Below are 15,942 nucleotides of genomic sequence, written 5' to 3' on the forward strand. Positions count from 1 at the left end.
CTGATTTGGGAGAAGCTGCTGACATTGAAAATGCTCGTCAACTGAGACCCAAAGATAGATTCGAGGCTGCTGAAGCTGAAGGATTCAGAGGTTTGGAATCCTCGGACAAAGGCGACATTGATGGCGTAAGAGATGAGCTGGAATCCACTCACGGTGGAGAGTTCGCTCACGTTGAAGAAGCTCTGAATGTTTTCGCTGTTGGCTTCGGCAACCACATTCAGGTCAATCAAGGGGTGGATCTTGCGCTTCTCTTTCAGACCAAATTTAAACAGGTGTTCAGTGGCCGTAATTTGACCTGCGGCTACAGCTTGTGCAACATCGCCATTTTGCTGTAGATAATATTCGGAATTAAAGTAGGAGCTAAATTGACGGTTTTCTTTCCAGCCAAAGTTCAGGAAGTGGCCCCAAGCGGTGATTTTACCTTCGGCAACCGCTTGCTGGACATCGGGGTTAAAGGCTTCGTATTCTTCGGATTTGAATAAAGCATGGGCCACCCGTTTCTCGAACTGGCCGTGGCGCACAAAGTGACCAAAGGCGGTGAGTTTGCCTTCAGATACGGCTTGCTGGACATCGGGGTTATTTTCGAGGTAGCCTTTGAAGTCGATAAAGGCGTTGCAACTGCGGAGTTCTTTCATCCCGAATTGGGCGAAGTGACGAATCGCAGTGGTTTCTCCGCTCATGACGGATTCTAAGACATCTGGATTCTCAGCCAGATAATGCGCTTCATCAAATAAGCCGGACTCTTCGACATCTTGGATGGCTTCGGCTTCTGCCATCTCTTCTTCTGTCATGGCAGTGGTTTCCATCATCTCTTCGCCTTCGGTGACGGTGCCATCGTCTGCGATCGCATCAGCTTCGGTGCCATCTTTCACAACAGAAGTCGTGGCGATCACGTCCGCATCGGTGACGGTGCCATCTTCTGCGGGGGCTTCGGCGGCGGTGCTTTCTTCCACAACAGCAGTCGTGGCGGTGCCATCTTCTGCGGTTGTTTCTTCCGTTACAGGGTTTTCAGGAGTCGCATCCGTTGTGTCCACAGTTGGTTCGGTTGCTGCTACTTCCTCGGGGGTTTCAGTAACGGTTACCACGACGGTTCCATCATCGGTTGCTGTGGCTTCTACTTCGGTGGTGGTGCCGTTTACTTTTTCGAGTAATTGTTCTTGGGTCAACATAAAAGAGCTCCAGTGTTTGAGAGTCAATAAAGAGTCGAGGAACTGAATCGGTGGAAACGGAAGGTCGGGTTTCCCGTTTCCGGGCTGATTTCGCTATAGATGCTCCCTATAAGAGGTAGGGATTCCCTGATTTAGAAAGTTTATTTGTTCGCTTAGATTGTCTGAGGACATCTTGAGCATCATCCTTAATTTGAACTTGGGAATTTTCTAATTTAATAATGATGTCCACTTCTAAACACCCCGGGTTGTATCCTGACTTACTACTGATTACGCGGATATCAAGGAAAGACAAGATTTTGATTTTCTTGGTTCCCTTCTTTGACATTTTGCAACGGCAGGATGTTCCCGTTAATTGGTTAGACTTGATTGTTCCGGGAATGTTTCCGAGGGTTTAAATTTATTTTCTAGGCAAGCGCCATCGGATTAAATTTAAAGCCAGGAACCTTTCGAGACTGGTAAAACCTCCGTTTTACTTTACCCAACAAGAGAATCAGTTGGCTTCCGTATTTCTGCGGATTTTTGAATTTTCTGTTTTGAGGTGGAATCGGTCAACAACTGTTAATGAACTCACTAAAATATCCCTCCATTATTCCTGGAAAAGCAGGCGAATGCCGCCGCCCTGATTTGCGTGAAACTCAGTCTGGCAAAGACTCTGGTGGCGAGCGATCGCTTATTTTATTGGAGGAAGTGGCGATTTCAAGCAACGGTTAATCTTCGCGAAAATTTAGACCCATTGCATCTTTCAGAATAAGCCCCCATCGATTTTCGTGATTTAAGGAGTGGAGAACGGGTTGAATTTTGCAAAAGGTCTACTGGAATTAATTTATAAACTCGAAATTTCTAATTGAGGAATCAAGCCCTTTCCGGAAAAAAGCACAATAGCTATATTTTTTGTTAAGAAAGTCTGATAGATAAAAAGCAATAAAGGTGGGAACTAAAATAAACCCATAAATATCACTCTATCGATTCTTGACAAATTTGCCTAAACAAGCTTGTTAGTTGTGAAGATTTTAAATAGTGAGTTAGATTTAGTGTTAATCAAAACTCTCATAATTCACTCCCTTAACTCCTTGGATCGTGAAATTCACTTATGTCCCGATAATCAAGTGATAGTGCTTTGAAAACAGATTCTTGGACATCAGGTTCCAACTCGATAATTTGGGGAGTCAAAAATGAGTTTTTTATGTGAAATAAGTACATTTAATAAGGGCGATAATGAGAGGGATGGCTGAGGTCGGATTTTTAGTCACTCCGAAAATTGAGACGTCTCCCTTGGGGGATGGGTTCCCTATTTTCCGGGTACCAGGCAAAAAATTAGAAGGTTCCGGTTTGAGTCCCGAAGGAGAACGGGTTTTATCCATTGCCGACTGCCCTAAAATCGCCCCGTCTCACCGTTGAGAAAAATAATCGCATTCTGTATTAAGGGTTGTAGGGTGAGGTGTAGTCAGTCGCTTCTGTCTCATATTCGGTATCGTTAACCCGAGGCGATCGCCACTTCCTTCCTCTCAACCCCAATCCTAAGAGTCACCCAAATTGACCCAGATTTAAATCTCCATCAGAGAAAATTCCAGGTAAAAAATGCCGGTCTTTTCCAGATAGTTTAAATCCTCATCAGAGAAAATTCCGAATCAAAGAAAGGGCGCGATCGCACCCTTTCTTTCCCTAGATTCCTAATGTCCTTAAATTACTCCTGGGAATACGCCTCCATCGGCAAACAGGAACAGACTAAATTGCGATCGCCATAAGCATTATCAATCCGTCCCACCGAGGGCCAAAACTTGTATTCCCGCGTCCAAGGGGCCGGAAATACCGCTTGTTCCCGACTATAAGGACGATTCCAATCCGAGGCGATCGCCACCATTGCAGTATGCGGCGCATTCTTCAACGGATTATTCTCCCCATCCATCGCCCCCGTCTCGATCGCCCGAATCTCCTCCCGAATCGCCATCATCGCCTCACAGAAGCGGTCCAACTCCTCCTTAGACTCACTTTCCGTCGGTTCCACCATCATCGTCCCCGCTACGGGCCAAGAAACCGTAGGCGCATGAAACCCATAATCCATCAACCGTTTCGCAATATCCTCCACCTCAATTCCTGCCGATTTTTTCAGCGATCGCAAATCCAAAATACACTCATGGGCCACCAACCCCATTTTACCCTTATACAACACCGGATAAAACGAATCTAACCGTTTAGCAATATAATTAGCATTCAAAATCGCCACCTGAGTCGCTGCAGTCAATCCTGCCGCCCCCATCATCGCCATATACATCCAGGAAATCGGCAAAATACTCGCACTCCCCCAAGGGGCCGCAGAAACCGCCCCGATCGCCTCCTCACCGCCCACCTTTACCACGGAATGTCCCGGCAAAAACGGGACCAAATGGGGCATCACCCCAATCGGACCCATTCCTGGACCACCACCCCCATGCGGAATACAGAAAGTTTTATGTAAATTCAAGTGACAAACATCCGCCCCAAAATCCCCCGGACGACATAACCCCACTTGGGCATTCATATTCGCCCCATCCATATACACTTGACCGCCACAATCATGGATAACCTGGCATAGATCCTTAATCCCTACCTCAAACACTCCGTGAGTCGAAGGATAAGTCACCATCAACGCCGCCAAGTTCTGAGAATGCTTCTGCGCCTTCGCCTTCAGGTCCTCAACATTAATATTCCCATCCTCATCACAGGCAACCGGAACCACCTTCATCCCACACATCACCGCACTTGCCGGATTCGTCCCATGTGCCGAAGTTGGAATCAAACAGACATTCCGATGAGACTCCCCGCGATGTTCGTGATACTGACGAATCACCAACAATCCCGCATATTCCCCCTGGGAACCGGCATTCGGTTGTAAAGAAATCCCGGCAAATCCGGTAATTTCCGCCAATCCTGCCTCCAACTGCTGGAATAACATCTGATATCCTTGGGTTTGGGCGATCGGTGCAAACGGGTGAATCTTCCCAAATTCCGGCCAAGTTACGGGAATCATCTCTGCTGTTGCATTCAGCTTCATGGTACAAGACCCCAAGGGAATCATTGAAGTAGTCAAAGATAAATCCTTGGATTCCAAACGATGCAGATAGCGCAACAGTTCCGTTTCCGAGTGATAGCGATTAAACACCGGATGAGTGAGATAGCTGCTACTTCGGGCAAAGGTCGAGTCAAAGCGACTATTCACCTCGGTTGCTAGTTGTTCGACTGTAAACTGCAACGGTTCCCCACTGGCGAAAATTTGCCAGAGATTCTGTAAGTCTTCCAGGGTCGTTGTTTCATCTAAACTAATGGACAGGGTGGTTTCATCCAGAACCCGGAGATTAATCTGATGATTGGCAGCAGCAGCGAGAAGTTCTGACTGGGATTTTGTCCCCAACTCCACCCGCAAGGTATCAAAAAAGGGTTCAGAACCGAGATTGTATCCCAGACGGTGTAATCCGGCGGCCAAAATTACCGTGAGATGATGGACGGTTTCGGCAATCCGTTTAATGCCCTCGGGACCGTGATATACGGCATACATGGAGGCAATTACTGCTAACAAGACTTGGGCGGTACAAATATTGCTTGTCGCTTTTTCCCGACGGATATGCTGTTCGCGAGTTTGCAGGGCCAAGCGTAAGGCGCGATCGCCATTGACATCCTTAGACACTCCCACAATTCGTCCCGGAATCTGCCGTTTATATTCATCCCGAGTGGCAAAATAGGCGGCGTGTGGTCCCCCATAGCCCAAAGGAACTCCAAACCGTTGGGTACTTCCCACGGCAATATCCGCCCCAAATTCGCCGGGAGGGGTGAGTAATGCCAGACTCAAAATATCCGCTGCAACGGTGGCGATCGCGCCAGCAGCATGAGCTTTTTCTACAAATTCCCGATAGTCATACAATGCGCCATCGGTTGCCGGATATTGTAACAACACCCCAAACACCGGGCGATCGAACGTGAATTGTCTAAAATTGCCGACAATTACCTCAATCCCTAAAGGTCTAGCACGAGTTTGGACGACTGCAATGGTTTGGGGATGACAATCCTCACTAACAAAATAAGCATTCGCCTTGGTTTTGGACAACCCATAACTTAGAGTCATCGCTTCGGCAGCAGCAGTCGCCTCATCCAGCAGAGAAGCATTGGCAATTTCCAACCCAGTCAAATCCACAATCATTGTCTGAAAATTCAGCAGGGCCTCCAATCGTCCTTGGGCGATTTCTGCCTGATAGGGTGTGTATGCCGTGTACCAACCGGGATTTTCCAGGATATTCCGCTGAATCACGGGCGGCGTGATGCAGTCATGGTATCCCATGCCAATAAAGGACCGAAACAGTTGATTTTGGGAGGCGATTTGTTTGAGATAGGTTAATGCGGCAGTTTCGCTGAGGGGTTGGGGGAGGTTCAGCGGAGAATTGCAGCGAATCCGATTGGGAATCGTAGACTCAATCAGGGAATCCAGACTGGCAAACCCCAGTTCCTCAAGCATTTGTGCAATTTCATCCGAGGAGGGTCCATTGTGTCGGTGGACAAAAGCATCGGGCGTCATAATCCCTTGAGATTCGGGAGTAGGCGGAGACTGTCTGACTAAATTTGTCTCGTTCACGTTTGTCTCGAAATTTAGCATGAGTTGTGGAATTGGGGAGAGGGGTTAACAGGGAGGGCGCACCGTGGTGCGCCCCTACAACATCACCGGAAGCATGATTACTCTGAAAATTTCTTATATCGGTTCCGGATGGGGGGGTGATATTAGCAATTCAGACGGGAGTCGGCGAACAATCAGCTATTCTCCTTCAACTTGGGCGCGATATTCATTCGCTGACATCGCATCCTCAAGTTCATCCGGGTCATTAACACGCACCTTCAGCAACCACCCTTCACCGTAGGGGTCATCTCCAATCAGTTCTGGGGCTTCAATCACTTCATTATTCCGTTCGACAATCGTTCCGGAGATAGGGGCATAGAGGTCTTCTACTGCCTTAACTGACTCAATCGTACCAAAAGTCGAGCCTTTTTCCAGGGCTTCACTAATATCGGGCAGTTCCACAAACACGATGTCCCCCAGTTGATCCAGGGCAAACGCACTAATCCCTATGGTAGCAATTTCCCCATCTAGGCGGACGTACTCATGGCTATCAAGGTATTTGAGATCTTCGGGGTATTCCAGGTTCACGATTATTTCCTCACACTAACTGCACGGGATTTCCCTAATCATAGAAAGGACGCCTCTACAAGGCAATCATAATTGTCGAATTCTGCAAATATCTCCTTTTTTCGGGGGAAGTGGGCTGGGTTTTTCTCTTTGCCGGGTGAATTGCTGATAGCATAAAAAGTAAATTTTGTCAAATGTCATATTTTCTGAATATTACAGGTTATTAACCTCTTGAATTTAATGTGAGGAGGTGGAGGCTCTATCATATTGACATCTGTGGTTAAAACAACAGAGGTGAGATAGAGGTTAATCAACTACAGCCCTTGATTGTTCCGGTAAGTTGAGCTATTTTATAAATAAAGTTGCGCTGAACGACTGAAGTCGTTACTAAGAACTAAGAAAGAAACGACTGAGGTGGTTACTAAGAACTTGGGATGAGTTTTAGGAGGTCTAGTTGGCTTCCTAATGGGGTTTTCTTTAATTCGGCTGCATCTTTTTCATTTAAAAGGGAATGTCTTAGGGTTAGGGTTTCTAAATTGGGGAGGGCGGTGGAATTAAAGAGTTGTAAATAATGGTGAATTGGGGTTTTGTGTTGTTCATAATCTGGGATATAGGTTTCGTAATAGTCGGTAAAATCCAGGGTTTTTAGTTGACTAAAGCAAGTGGATTGGGATAAATTTAGAATAAAATATTGGCTATCATAGCCGGTTTGGAGGGTGAGATGTTTTAACGGGTGAGGGTTGCGGTCAAAAAAGGCGGGACTGGGGGCACAGGGAATGGAGAGTTGTTCTAAATTGGGCATTTTATCGAGGAGTTTGGCGACGATGCCATCTTCGGCGAAGTCGCCTAGAATGGTGCGGTTGTGGTGTTTAGGTTGGGTGCCTTGGATATCTAAAAGTCTCAGGTTTTGATAGATTCCTTCTCCTCGGGTTAAGGGTTCTAAATTCCACGATCGCGTTCCGTTGATGCCTTCATCCGGGGCAGATAGGCGTAGGGCGGATAGAAAGGGGGCAAAGTCGCAAAAGGCAAGGAGTTCTAGGATTTCTTGATAGAATTCATCCTCTACATCGACATAATAATCCAGTTCAAGCAATCCATTCTGGATTGACCCAATCAGTAAGGAGTTATTGATTTCTGACAATTCGCATTGATAACCGGCCAAATGTCTGCATAATTGTTTGAGGGCTAAATTTGATGCATCCATATTCAATTTCAGGGGTAGGGTGACATATCGGGTGAACAGAGAAACGGTGCGATCGCACTCTAGCTTTCTCTAGAGTTTCACCACCCCAAATTATATCCCATCTAGCTTGTCAAAGGGTCTGGCAATTTCAGTCAGGCGATCGCAAGTCTTCATAAAATACAAAAGACGCGAATTATCGCGTCTTCCTAACCTTTGGGCTGTATTTCTTAAGCCGGTTTAATCGTCACCACGCCATAAGCATCCACAGACAGATAGTCTAATGCCGCTTGCTGGATGTCTTCGGGAGTGAGAGACTGTAAGTGAGCGGGATAATTGAACGCCGGTTCTAAATCTCCCATCAGGGAGTGGTAATATCCATAGAGGTTGGCCCGATCGCTCGGAGTTTCGTTACTAAAGATAAACCGATTCACCACCTGAGTGACAATGCGATCGATTTCCGATTGACGCACCATCTCTCGATGGAATGTGCGAATATGTTCCTGAATTGCCGCTTCAACTTTCTCCAGATTTTCTGAAGGCAAGTGAGCAGAAATCGTGAAAATCCCCTGCTGATGAAAGGTGCTATTACTCACCGAAATGCCCGAAACTAAGCCCTTCTCTTCTCGCAAATCCTGGACTAACCGTCCCATCCGTCCCCGTCCCAGAATCGAGGCGACGGCATCCAAGGCGTAAGTCTTGTTTAACTCCGTTAATCCCGGAACTCGCCACATCATTACCAGTCGGGCTTGTTGCAGCTTTTCATCGATGAATTCCCGGCGCACAATGTTCTGAAATGCCGGTTCTCCGGTTGCGCCGATGACTTGACTCGGTTCGGGGATGAGTTCTTCGTCATCGGTGGCGAGTTGCCAGTTGGGATTGAGAGAGGAGGCGGGACGTCCGTTTTTTTCAAACCCCTCTGCCACAATCTCGATTAATTGTTCTACGGGTAAATTGCCCACAGCAACGGCAGTGAGCGATCGCGGTTGATACCAAGTTCCGTGAAAATCTCGCATCTGCTGTGCCTTCAGTCCGGCGATCGTCTCCGTTGGACCCAAAACCGGGCGACGGTAAGGCAATCGTTCAAAGGCGGTTTCCATCGCCCGAGAATAAATGCGGCGACGGGGATTATCTTCCGATCGCCGGATTTCTTCTAAAACCACCAGTCTTTCCCGTTCAAACCCTTCCTCGGGAATACTCGGATTGAGTACCACATCAATTTGGAAGGGGGCGAGTTCGGCAAAATCCTGGGGGGCTGAGGCAATATAGTAGTGCGTATAATCCTGACTTGTCGCCGCATTCGTAACCGCACCCCGTTCCTCAATTCGGCGTTCAAACTCCCCGCTTTCGAGGCGTTGGGTTCCTTTAAAAACCATGTGCTCCAAAAAGTGGGCCATCCCGTTGATCTCATCGGATTCCACCGCCGAACCAACATTTGCCCAAATGCTCAGGTTCACCGCCTCCACTGGCATCTGTTCTGCTATAATCGTCAATCCATTGGGGAGTCGATGAATTTTGGGGCAGTTCAGACGAGGGAGAGAGGAAAACTTAACAAGCGTTGAAGTCATTAGATACTCGTTTATTTTATATTTCTTTTTCTATCTTAATCATTCTTTACGCGATCGTCCGGGGACAATCACAGATTTCTCCTTTGCCAAGCTGCTTCACCCCTAGGCGATCGACCCAAATATCTAGCCCTTCTATTACATTTTCAAATATATTGGATTGCTAATCCGTTATATCTCCCCATCCTCCAATTCCCCCTAATCCCCCTAATCCCCATATAATAGGAACGGATAGGATTTTTCCCTCATCCAGTAAAAACCAACACCAGTTGGCCGATTTTATCAGGGGCATCAGATGAATCGCGAATCAGGGTAAGCATTCAATGGACCGTTTTGGAGGAGAACTAAGATGAACGTCATTGTTAAACCCCAGGGTAATTTAGATGTAAAACTCTCCGCAATGCTTCAGCAAAAAATTGCAGCTTTAGTGGCGGAAAACTATAACCATTATTTCATTGATTTGGCCGGAGTCAAATCCTTGGGTCATTGTGGGGTCAGCACATTATTGGCGGTCGATCGCCTAGTTCGTAAAACTGGCAAACGCCTAAGTTTGTGCAACTTAAATACTTCCGTTCAATACATTTTGGAAATCAGTGACCTTGCCTGTGAACTGGATATTTTAGAGTCCGGGTCCGATGATGAAATGCTTAGAGTCGGCACAACCATCCTAGTCTAATTCGCAAGGCGATCGCCTTCACCCTATCAGGGAATCATCTACTATGCCAACTCTATCTATGACTCAGGATTGACAGCCATTCGCCCTAATTAAAACCCATTAACCGTTGCCCTATTTTTATGAAAATTACAGAATTCCCCGGGTTAAATTCTGGTTAAAATTCCCAATCAGCCCCGGGACCTTCTCATTCATCAATTTTTGCCCATCGCCCACCATTCCCAAATTGTCAAAAATCATTTACAATTAAAAAAATATTAAAAAATGTAAAGCGGATCTCGAATGTCAAGCCATCATCAGGGTAAAAACAAACCTCGCGTTATTGTTATTGGGGCAGGAATTGGCGGGTTAACTGCCGGTGCATTATTAGCCAAAAGAGGCTATGCAGTGCGAGTTTTCGACTTGGCGATCGTTCCCGGGGGATGCGCTTCTACCTTCCGACGACAGGGATTTATCTTTGATGTGGGCGCAACACAAGTCGCTGGATTAGAACCGGGGGGGATTCATCACCGGATTTTTTCAGAATTAGGAATTAATCTACCCGAGGCAACAGATTGTGACCCCGCTTGCGCCGTATTTCTGCCTGGAGAAACCACCCCCATTAATATTTGGCGGGACCCGCAACAATGGCAAATGGAACGTCAGCGCCAGTTTCCCGGTAGCGAACCCTTTTGGCAGTTAATGGCAACTTTATTTCGCGCTTCCTGGCAGTTTCAAGGACGAGATCCGGTGTTACCTCCGAGGAATCTCTGGGATGTTTGGCAGTTAATCAAAGCCTTCCGTCCCGATACGATGGTTACGGTTCCTTTTACGTTAATGACTGTAGGGGATGCCTTGAGATTGTTTGGATTAAAACAAGACAAGCGGCTGAAAACTTTTCTGGATTTGCAACTGAAATTATATTCCCAGGTAAATGCTGAAGAAACGGCGTTATTGTATGCAGCAACGGCGTTAGGGGTTTCCCAATTTCCCCAAGGGTTATCTCATTTAAAAGGGAGTATGCAAGTTTTGAGCGATCGCCTCGTCGAAGGGTTAGAAAAACATGAGGGAAAACTGTTCATGCGCCATACTGTCAAGCAGATTCAGGTAGAAGAAACCGGCGCATCGACGGTGACAATTGTCAATCAAAAAACTGGGGAAATTTGGACCGAAAATCCTGATTTAATTGTAGCAAATGTGCCGGTGCAAAATCTCATCAACCTAGTGGAGTTGCCCAAAGGTTCAGAAAACCTATTTCAGCAGTTGTATCGGCGGCGGGTGGAGAATTTACCGCCTGCATCAGGGGCATTTGTGGTTTATTTGGGAGTGAAACAGTCAGCCATTCCTGAAAATTGTCCACCGCATTTACAATTTTTGTATGACTATAAAGGAAAAATTGGGGAGAATAATTCTTTATTTGTGTCGGTGAGTCGGGTGGGAGATGGAAGATCGCCTGAAGGCATGGCAACGATTACCGCTTCTTCGTTTACGGATACACAAATTTGGACCAATTGTGAGGATTATGCCCAGTTAAAGCAACAGTATGAAACCGAGGCGATCGCCCGGTTGGGGTCGTATTTTGCCCTGAATGCCGAGACGATTGTTTATCAGGAATCAGCGACGCCGCGCACCTTTGCCCGGTTTACCGGACGCGATCGCGGGATTGTCGGAGGCGTGGGGCAGCGTGTAGCGACATTCGGACCCTTTGGATTAGCCACTCGGACTCCAATTCCGCATCTGTGGTTAGTGGGAGATTCAACCCATCCCGGGGAAGGTACTGCTGGGGTGAGTTATTCCGCACTCACAGCGGTTCGGCAAATTGAATCTGAGGGATATTGAAGGATTGTAAGAGAGGAAATCTAAAATGATATAACTTAAACCCAAACCATCAGTCTCCAGGCTTAGAAATTTCTAAATTTTCACTCTCATTTACAACAACATTAATCAAAAAATATAGAAAATTAGTGATGAATTCTCCAAAAGTAAACGCCCCAAATATTCATTTATTTGCCTTTCATTCGCGCCATGAAAGCAGTATTCGTTCTGAACCCCGAATAGTACCTGGGGCAGAAAAGTTATGGGAAAAACTTGGGCAAATTCTCAACCAATATGGGTATAACAATCCCCTGGATTTGTTGGGTTATTATGCCCCAAAAGGAGAACAGGCTTATGACCCCAAAGAAGAAGGACCGGGCAATATCCTCAATCTCCACAAAAACGGCCTGATTGACTTCAAAGGCACTCTGGAAGTGGATGAATATCCCGTAAATTTCACTGGGATTGCTTGTCCCCGTCGGATTTATGATAGTTATGCCTTAGCCTTGAATATTCGGCGGCCAGAAAAAGAAAATGAGCGCCAAACTGACGCCGTTCCTATTTCAATTTATGGACAGTTTAATACCCATGCGAACCTGTTACTCCCCGACTTTATCCAAAGTTCGTTAGGCCAAACTCTCCTTTTAACTGCGGACTTAACTGATGAACAAAAACAGTTTTCTCCTGAAGGGTTAAAAAATTTGGCTTGTCAATGTATCGATGAATTGATTGAAGACCCCCAAAAACGGCCTTCTTATAGCAACAAAGGTCGGTTATTTGGCAGTCCAATTTTTGAATTTGGAGATATCGATACTTTAGAAAGTCAATCTGATTATCGTCACATTTTAGTGTTATTATTTCGAGATGATACCCTCAAACGAAAGTTTGAATCCGCCTATTGGGATTTAATTGAATTGTTTTATTATCGCAATAAAATATTAACCAGTTTTGATTTTACTCGAAGTGGATATCAGGAAACCTATCGAAAATATGAAGAAATTGAGGAAATTATTTCTGATGTTAATCACCAAATCTCTAATTTAGTGCCGAATAAAAGGCTGGGGTATAAATATTTAGAAAACCTGAAGCAGAAACTAAAAATTATGCCTGGATTAGCCTTAGAATATTCCCGACTCCAGCAGGTTTTAGAACGAAATCGGAATATGATTGCTATTGATGCTAAAAAATATGATGCAACCTTGGATGAAATTCAGCGCAAGCAAAATTTAGATGTGTTTTATTTAAAACCGATTGATTTAAGTTTTGTTGAAAATTTTACGCGACAGGAAGTGCCTTATTTTCAAGAACGAATTAAAGCGGATTTAGATTATTTTGTGCATGGCAAGGGACTGGTTGATCGGGCGATCGCCACGATCCGGGGGATTGTCGAAATCGAACGCATCGATCGCGAACGACATCTGGAAACCAAACTCGAAGCGATCGCCATTGGAATCGGAACTGCTGCCGTTGTCGCTGCCAGTTCCATTTACCTCAGTTTAGATCAACCCATCACCGCCCTCAATCCCCCGGATCGTTCCCCCTCCATCGCATTATTTATGATTGTGATCCTCATTAGTATTGCCGTGGGTACAATAGTTTTTGCCCTATTTTCTTGGCTATTAAGCTGGATTCGTCGAGACTAATCGCCTGATTCTCTCCCTCATCAGGACTAAAAATTAGATGGGTATTCCCTGTTAATCCTCACTGGGTTTGAGGCCAAGGAATCATGGGGTCTTGGGATAAACGGTTAGAAACCTCGTGTGCACCATAGCGGTTGAGGTGACTGGGGTCGGAAAAGCGATCGATTTCTGTAGGCCAAAGTTGACTGAGGTCTCGGAAACTGAGTCCTTCTTTTTCTAGGGATAAACTCAGCATATATTTTTGGAATTCCCGCTCATATTCTAGGCGTACTGGGTCCAAATACTCCTGAGTTAGAGGCATATTGATAAACACCAAGGGAATCTGATGTTCGCGGGTAAATGCCAGGAGGTTGGTGACGGCAGCGGTTTGAATTCCTGCTAGTTGGAAGGACTCGTAATCGGCATCATAGTCCCCGGAAACCCGAGCGTGTTTTTCATAATAGGTCATGGGATTAAACCGCACAGACAAGGGTAAGAATCCATTAGAAAGGGTGGCAGATTGGAGAGTATCCGGACCGGATAAGGCTGCGGATTCTTCGCTTAAGGCGATGATGCTTTCTTCCACGGAATCTAATGTGGGGTCGATGGGGGTTTCCGCGATCGCCTCTGGTGAGGGACGACTGGGTTCGGGGATGAAATTGTTCGCGATGTCTGCTAGGGGTAAGAGGAGTTGACCCCTCAGAAAACCTTGGAGGCGATCGCGGTGTTCATAATTCGCGGACAGGGATGCCAGCTTCTCATTCATCCAGAGGTCCAGGGTTTCATAATTTTCCTGGACGTTTAACCCAGTCCGCGCCCGTTGGACGAGGGTTTCGCCTAGAGAAGAGAGGGACTGACTGGTATCATCACCCTTCGCCATTTCCGGGATTTGAGGTCGATTGCCTAGCAGCAAATGGCGATATCCGGGGGACCGGGAAATCGCCTCAAAGGTGCGATCGCTCCGGCCACTATTCAAGGCCCTGGCTCCATCGGCCCAGAGAATCAGTTTCGGTAATTGCTCTTGAGGAATCAGTTCGCGAACTACAAAGTCAGCCACTTGAGCTGTGGCCCCATTAATGCCGAAATTAAACACCTTCAGTCCGGGATAACGGGAGGAGAGAGACTCCTCAATCGTCATGGGAGCCACTCCACGCAAGGCCCGGGAACTGCCAATAATCAACACATCTGGGGGACCCGAGATGGCTAAATATTGCAGATACAACCGCAGTTGTTCATCTAACTGCTGAGAGTTAAAGGATGGATAGTCAAAGGTTGGCAGGGTCTCTGGGTTAATGGCGATCGCCGGGTCCTCCTCAAATTCTGTAAAGCTAGAGCCATTAAAAATCGGGTCTCCGTCGTTCTCCGATGGATTCAAGGGGAGTTCACCGAGACTCAATCGGTCCTCGGGACTCCGTAAGGGGAGGGTGTTCGGGTCTGTCTGGGGTTCTTCCGGCACTGTTGCGGTTTCTAAAGCGGGGGAGGAGGAGACGGGGAACAAGGCGGCACGGCCCAGGAGCCAATCCGTATGCAACATGACTAATAGACCCAGAAAGCCCCAAATGAAGGCGACTTTAGTGCTGCTCGCCGGATCGCGACGGAAGATTTTAGCGGGAATAAATAAACCCGTAAGTAAGAACAGGTGGGTGACCCAACCCGGGGAGGGCCGCTCCCGAGGCTCAAGGGGGATCAGCTGTTTGGTCAGACAGGCTTGTAATTCCTCTGGTGGGTCCGAGGCAAACATGGACTCTACGGCTTCCGGGAGGTCCTCAGTGGCCTCGGGAGCGCCGTGGGTAAAGGCGATGACGGGTTCTGGAGTTTCCTCCGCTAACTCGGGTTCGGAGGCTTCTGGCAGTTCCGGAGTCGGGTCTTCTGGGATGGCTAGAGGGGATTTTGGCTCGGGGGGGAGGGTGCTGGAGGGGGGGGAAATGGCGGTATTGTAGCGCCAGGATGGGTGCTTATCCCCCGTCCGACGACCATAGAGACGAAGCTCCTCGACCCCATTGAGGTGCAATTCCTGGAGGAATTCCAGGACTAGGGGAGCTAGGGTATCTTGGTCGGGACTGGTGGAGCCTTCGACCATGATATGCAGGAGGTCAGGGTCTTGGCGCAGGAAGAGGGAAAGGCCACTGCCGTTGAGTTTGGCATCGAGTTCCGGATTGACTAGGCGATCGAGCAAGAACTGGAGGGCGTCCAGGTTGCCTTGGGTGGCGAGTTCTCTGGGGGAGAGGGCGAGGAGGGGGTCCCGAGCTGCGGGTAAGTCGAGCCAATCGACCCAAAGCGGTGGGGCGTTGGAGGGGGTGTCAAGCTGGCGACCGTAGCGACAGCCATAGAGGGTGACGGCGTGGAGTCCTTGGGGGGAGAGGGATTTGAGAATTGGGGCGATCGCATCAATGCAGAGGGATTTATCTGCAGCGGCTAGGGGAGAGTCAGAGGCGGTGGGGTCTGAGTCTGGGGAGGAGTTGCCACAGAATAGATGCAGGGTAGCGTCTTTTTGGACCGTGCCGACTTCCAGACCCCGAGAAGCAACTGCCTGATTTAACAGACGATTGATGGCCGGGATATCCCCCCATCGGGCCCAGCTTTTGAGCCGTTCTACAGTGGGAGTGAGGTCTAATCGCCGGAGCAATTCGGGTTTGCCATCGGGGGTGGTGCGACCGAGAATGGCGGCATCGCTGCATCCGGTTAACTGGAGTTCTCGCAACCGTTCGGCGATCGGCAAGGCGAGGGAGGTGGCGTCTGGGGAATCGGGTGACTGACAGAAGATCCAGAGACGACGAGGGGGATAGGGCCGATCGC

General features: G+C 47.6%; 9 protein-coding genes and 1 pseudogene. 4 read left to right on the top strand and 6 right to left on the bottom strand.

Features of this window, described 5'->3' with window-relative positions; genetic code table 11:
• A pseudogene (locus J0895_RS11215) lies at positions 1-1,169 on the bottom strand (hypothetical protein); the annotation flags it as partial.
• Positions 1,170-1,730: 561 nt separating this feature from the next.
• On the opposite strand from J0895_RS11215, the gene J0895_RS11220 reads away from it, so the two are divergent.
• A complete protein-coding gene (locus J0895_RS11220; RefSeq protein ID WP_207088178.1) occupies positions 1,731-1,880 on the top strand; it encodes a hypothetical protein in 150 nt (49 codons plus the stop codon).
• A gap of 973 nt (positions 1,881-2,853) precedes the next feature.
• On the opposite strand, the gene gcvP is transcribed toward J0895_RS11220, so the two are convergent.
• The 4 genes from gcvP to J0895_RS11240 all read right to left on the bottom strand — a co-directional run bounded on the left by gcvP (position 2,854) and on the right by J0895_RS11240 (position 9,063).
• Entirely contained in the window at positions 2,854-5,712 is a 2,859-nt protein-coding gene (gene gcvP / locus J0895_RS11225) for an aminomethyl-transferring glycine dehydrogenase (RefSeq protein ID WP_242541214.1), read from the bottom strand.
• Between the two features lie 234 nt (positions 5,713-5,946).
• Positions 5,947-6,336, bottom strand: a complete 390-nt coding sequence (gcvH, locus tag J0895_RS11230; protein ID WP_207088180.1) for a glycine cleavage system protein GcvH — start codon at positions 6,334-6,336, stop codon at positions 5,947-5,949.
• A gap of 400 nt (positions 6,337-6,736) precedes the next feature.
• The gene (locus J0895_RS11235) at positions 6,737-7,519 is read right to left on the bottom strand and encodes a hypothetical protein (RefSeq protein ID WP_207088181.1); all 783 of its coding nucleotides are present in this window, start codon (positions 7,517-7,519) and stop codon (positions 6,737-6,739) included.
• A gap of 206 nt (positions 7,520-7,725) precedes the next feature.
• The gene (locus J0895_RS11240; protein WP_207088182.1) at positions 7,726-9,063 is read right to left on the bottom strand and encodes a M16 family metallopeptidase; all 1,338 of its coding nucleotides are present in this window, start codon (positions 9,061-9,063) and stop codon (positions 7,726-7,728) included.
• 346 nt (positions 9,064-9,409) lie between these two features.
• Here J0895_RS11240 and J0895_RS11245 point away from each other — a divergent pair, with 346 nt between their 5' ends.
• The 3 genes from J0895_RS11245 (at position 9,410) to J0895_RS11255 (ending at position 13,170) form a co-directional block, all read left to right on the top strand.
• Positions 9,410-9,736 carry an STAS domain-containing protein gene (locus tag J0895_RS11245; protein ID WP_207088183.1) on the top strand — a complete coding sequence of 109 codons (327 nt, stop codon included), beginning with the start codon at positions 9,410-9,412 and terminating at the stop codon, positions 9,734-9,736.
• A 279-nt stretch (positions 9,737-10,015) separates the two neighbouring features.
• Positions 10,016-11,551 (top strand): C-3',4' desaturase CrtD, encoded by a 1,536-nt coding sequence (gene crtD, locus J0895_RS11250; protein ID WP_207088184.1) that lies wholly within the window; start codon positions 10,016-10,018, stop codon positions 11,549-11,551.
• Between the two features lie 128 nt (positions 11,552-11,679).
• On the top strand, positions 11,680-13,170 hold the full coding sequence (locus J0895_RS11255) for a hypothetical protein (RefSeq protein WP_207088185.1): 1,491 nt from the start codon (positions 11,680-11,682) through the stop codon (positions 13,168-13,170).
• Between the two features lie 58 nt (positions 13,171-13,228).
• On the opposite strand, the gene J0895_RS11260 is transcribed toward J0895_RS11255, so the two are convergent.
• On the bottom strand, positions 13,229-15,942 hold a 2,714-nt coding region (locus tag J0895_RS11260; protein WP_207088186.1), incomplete at its 5' end, for a hypothetical protein.

This window comes from Phormidium pseudopriestleyi FRX01, from assembly GCF_017313335.1.
Taxonomy (GTDB): domain Bacteria; phylum Cyanobacteriota; class Cyanobacteriia; order Cyanobacteriales; family Laspinemataceae; genus Laspinema; species Laspinema pseudopriestleyi.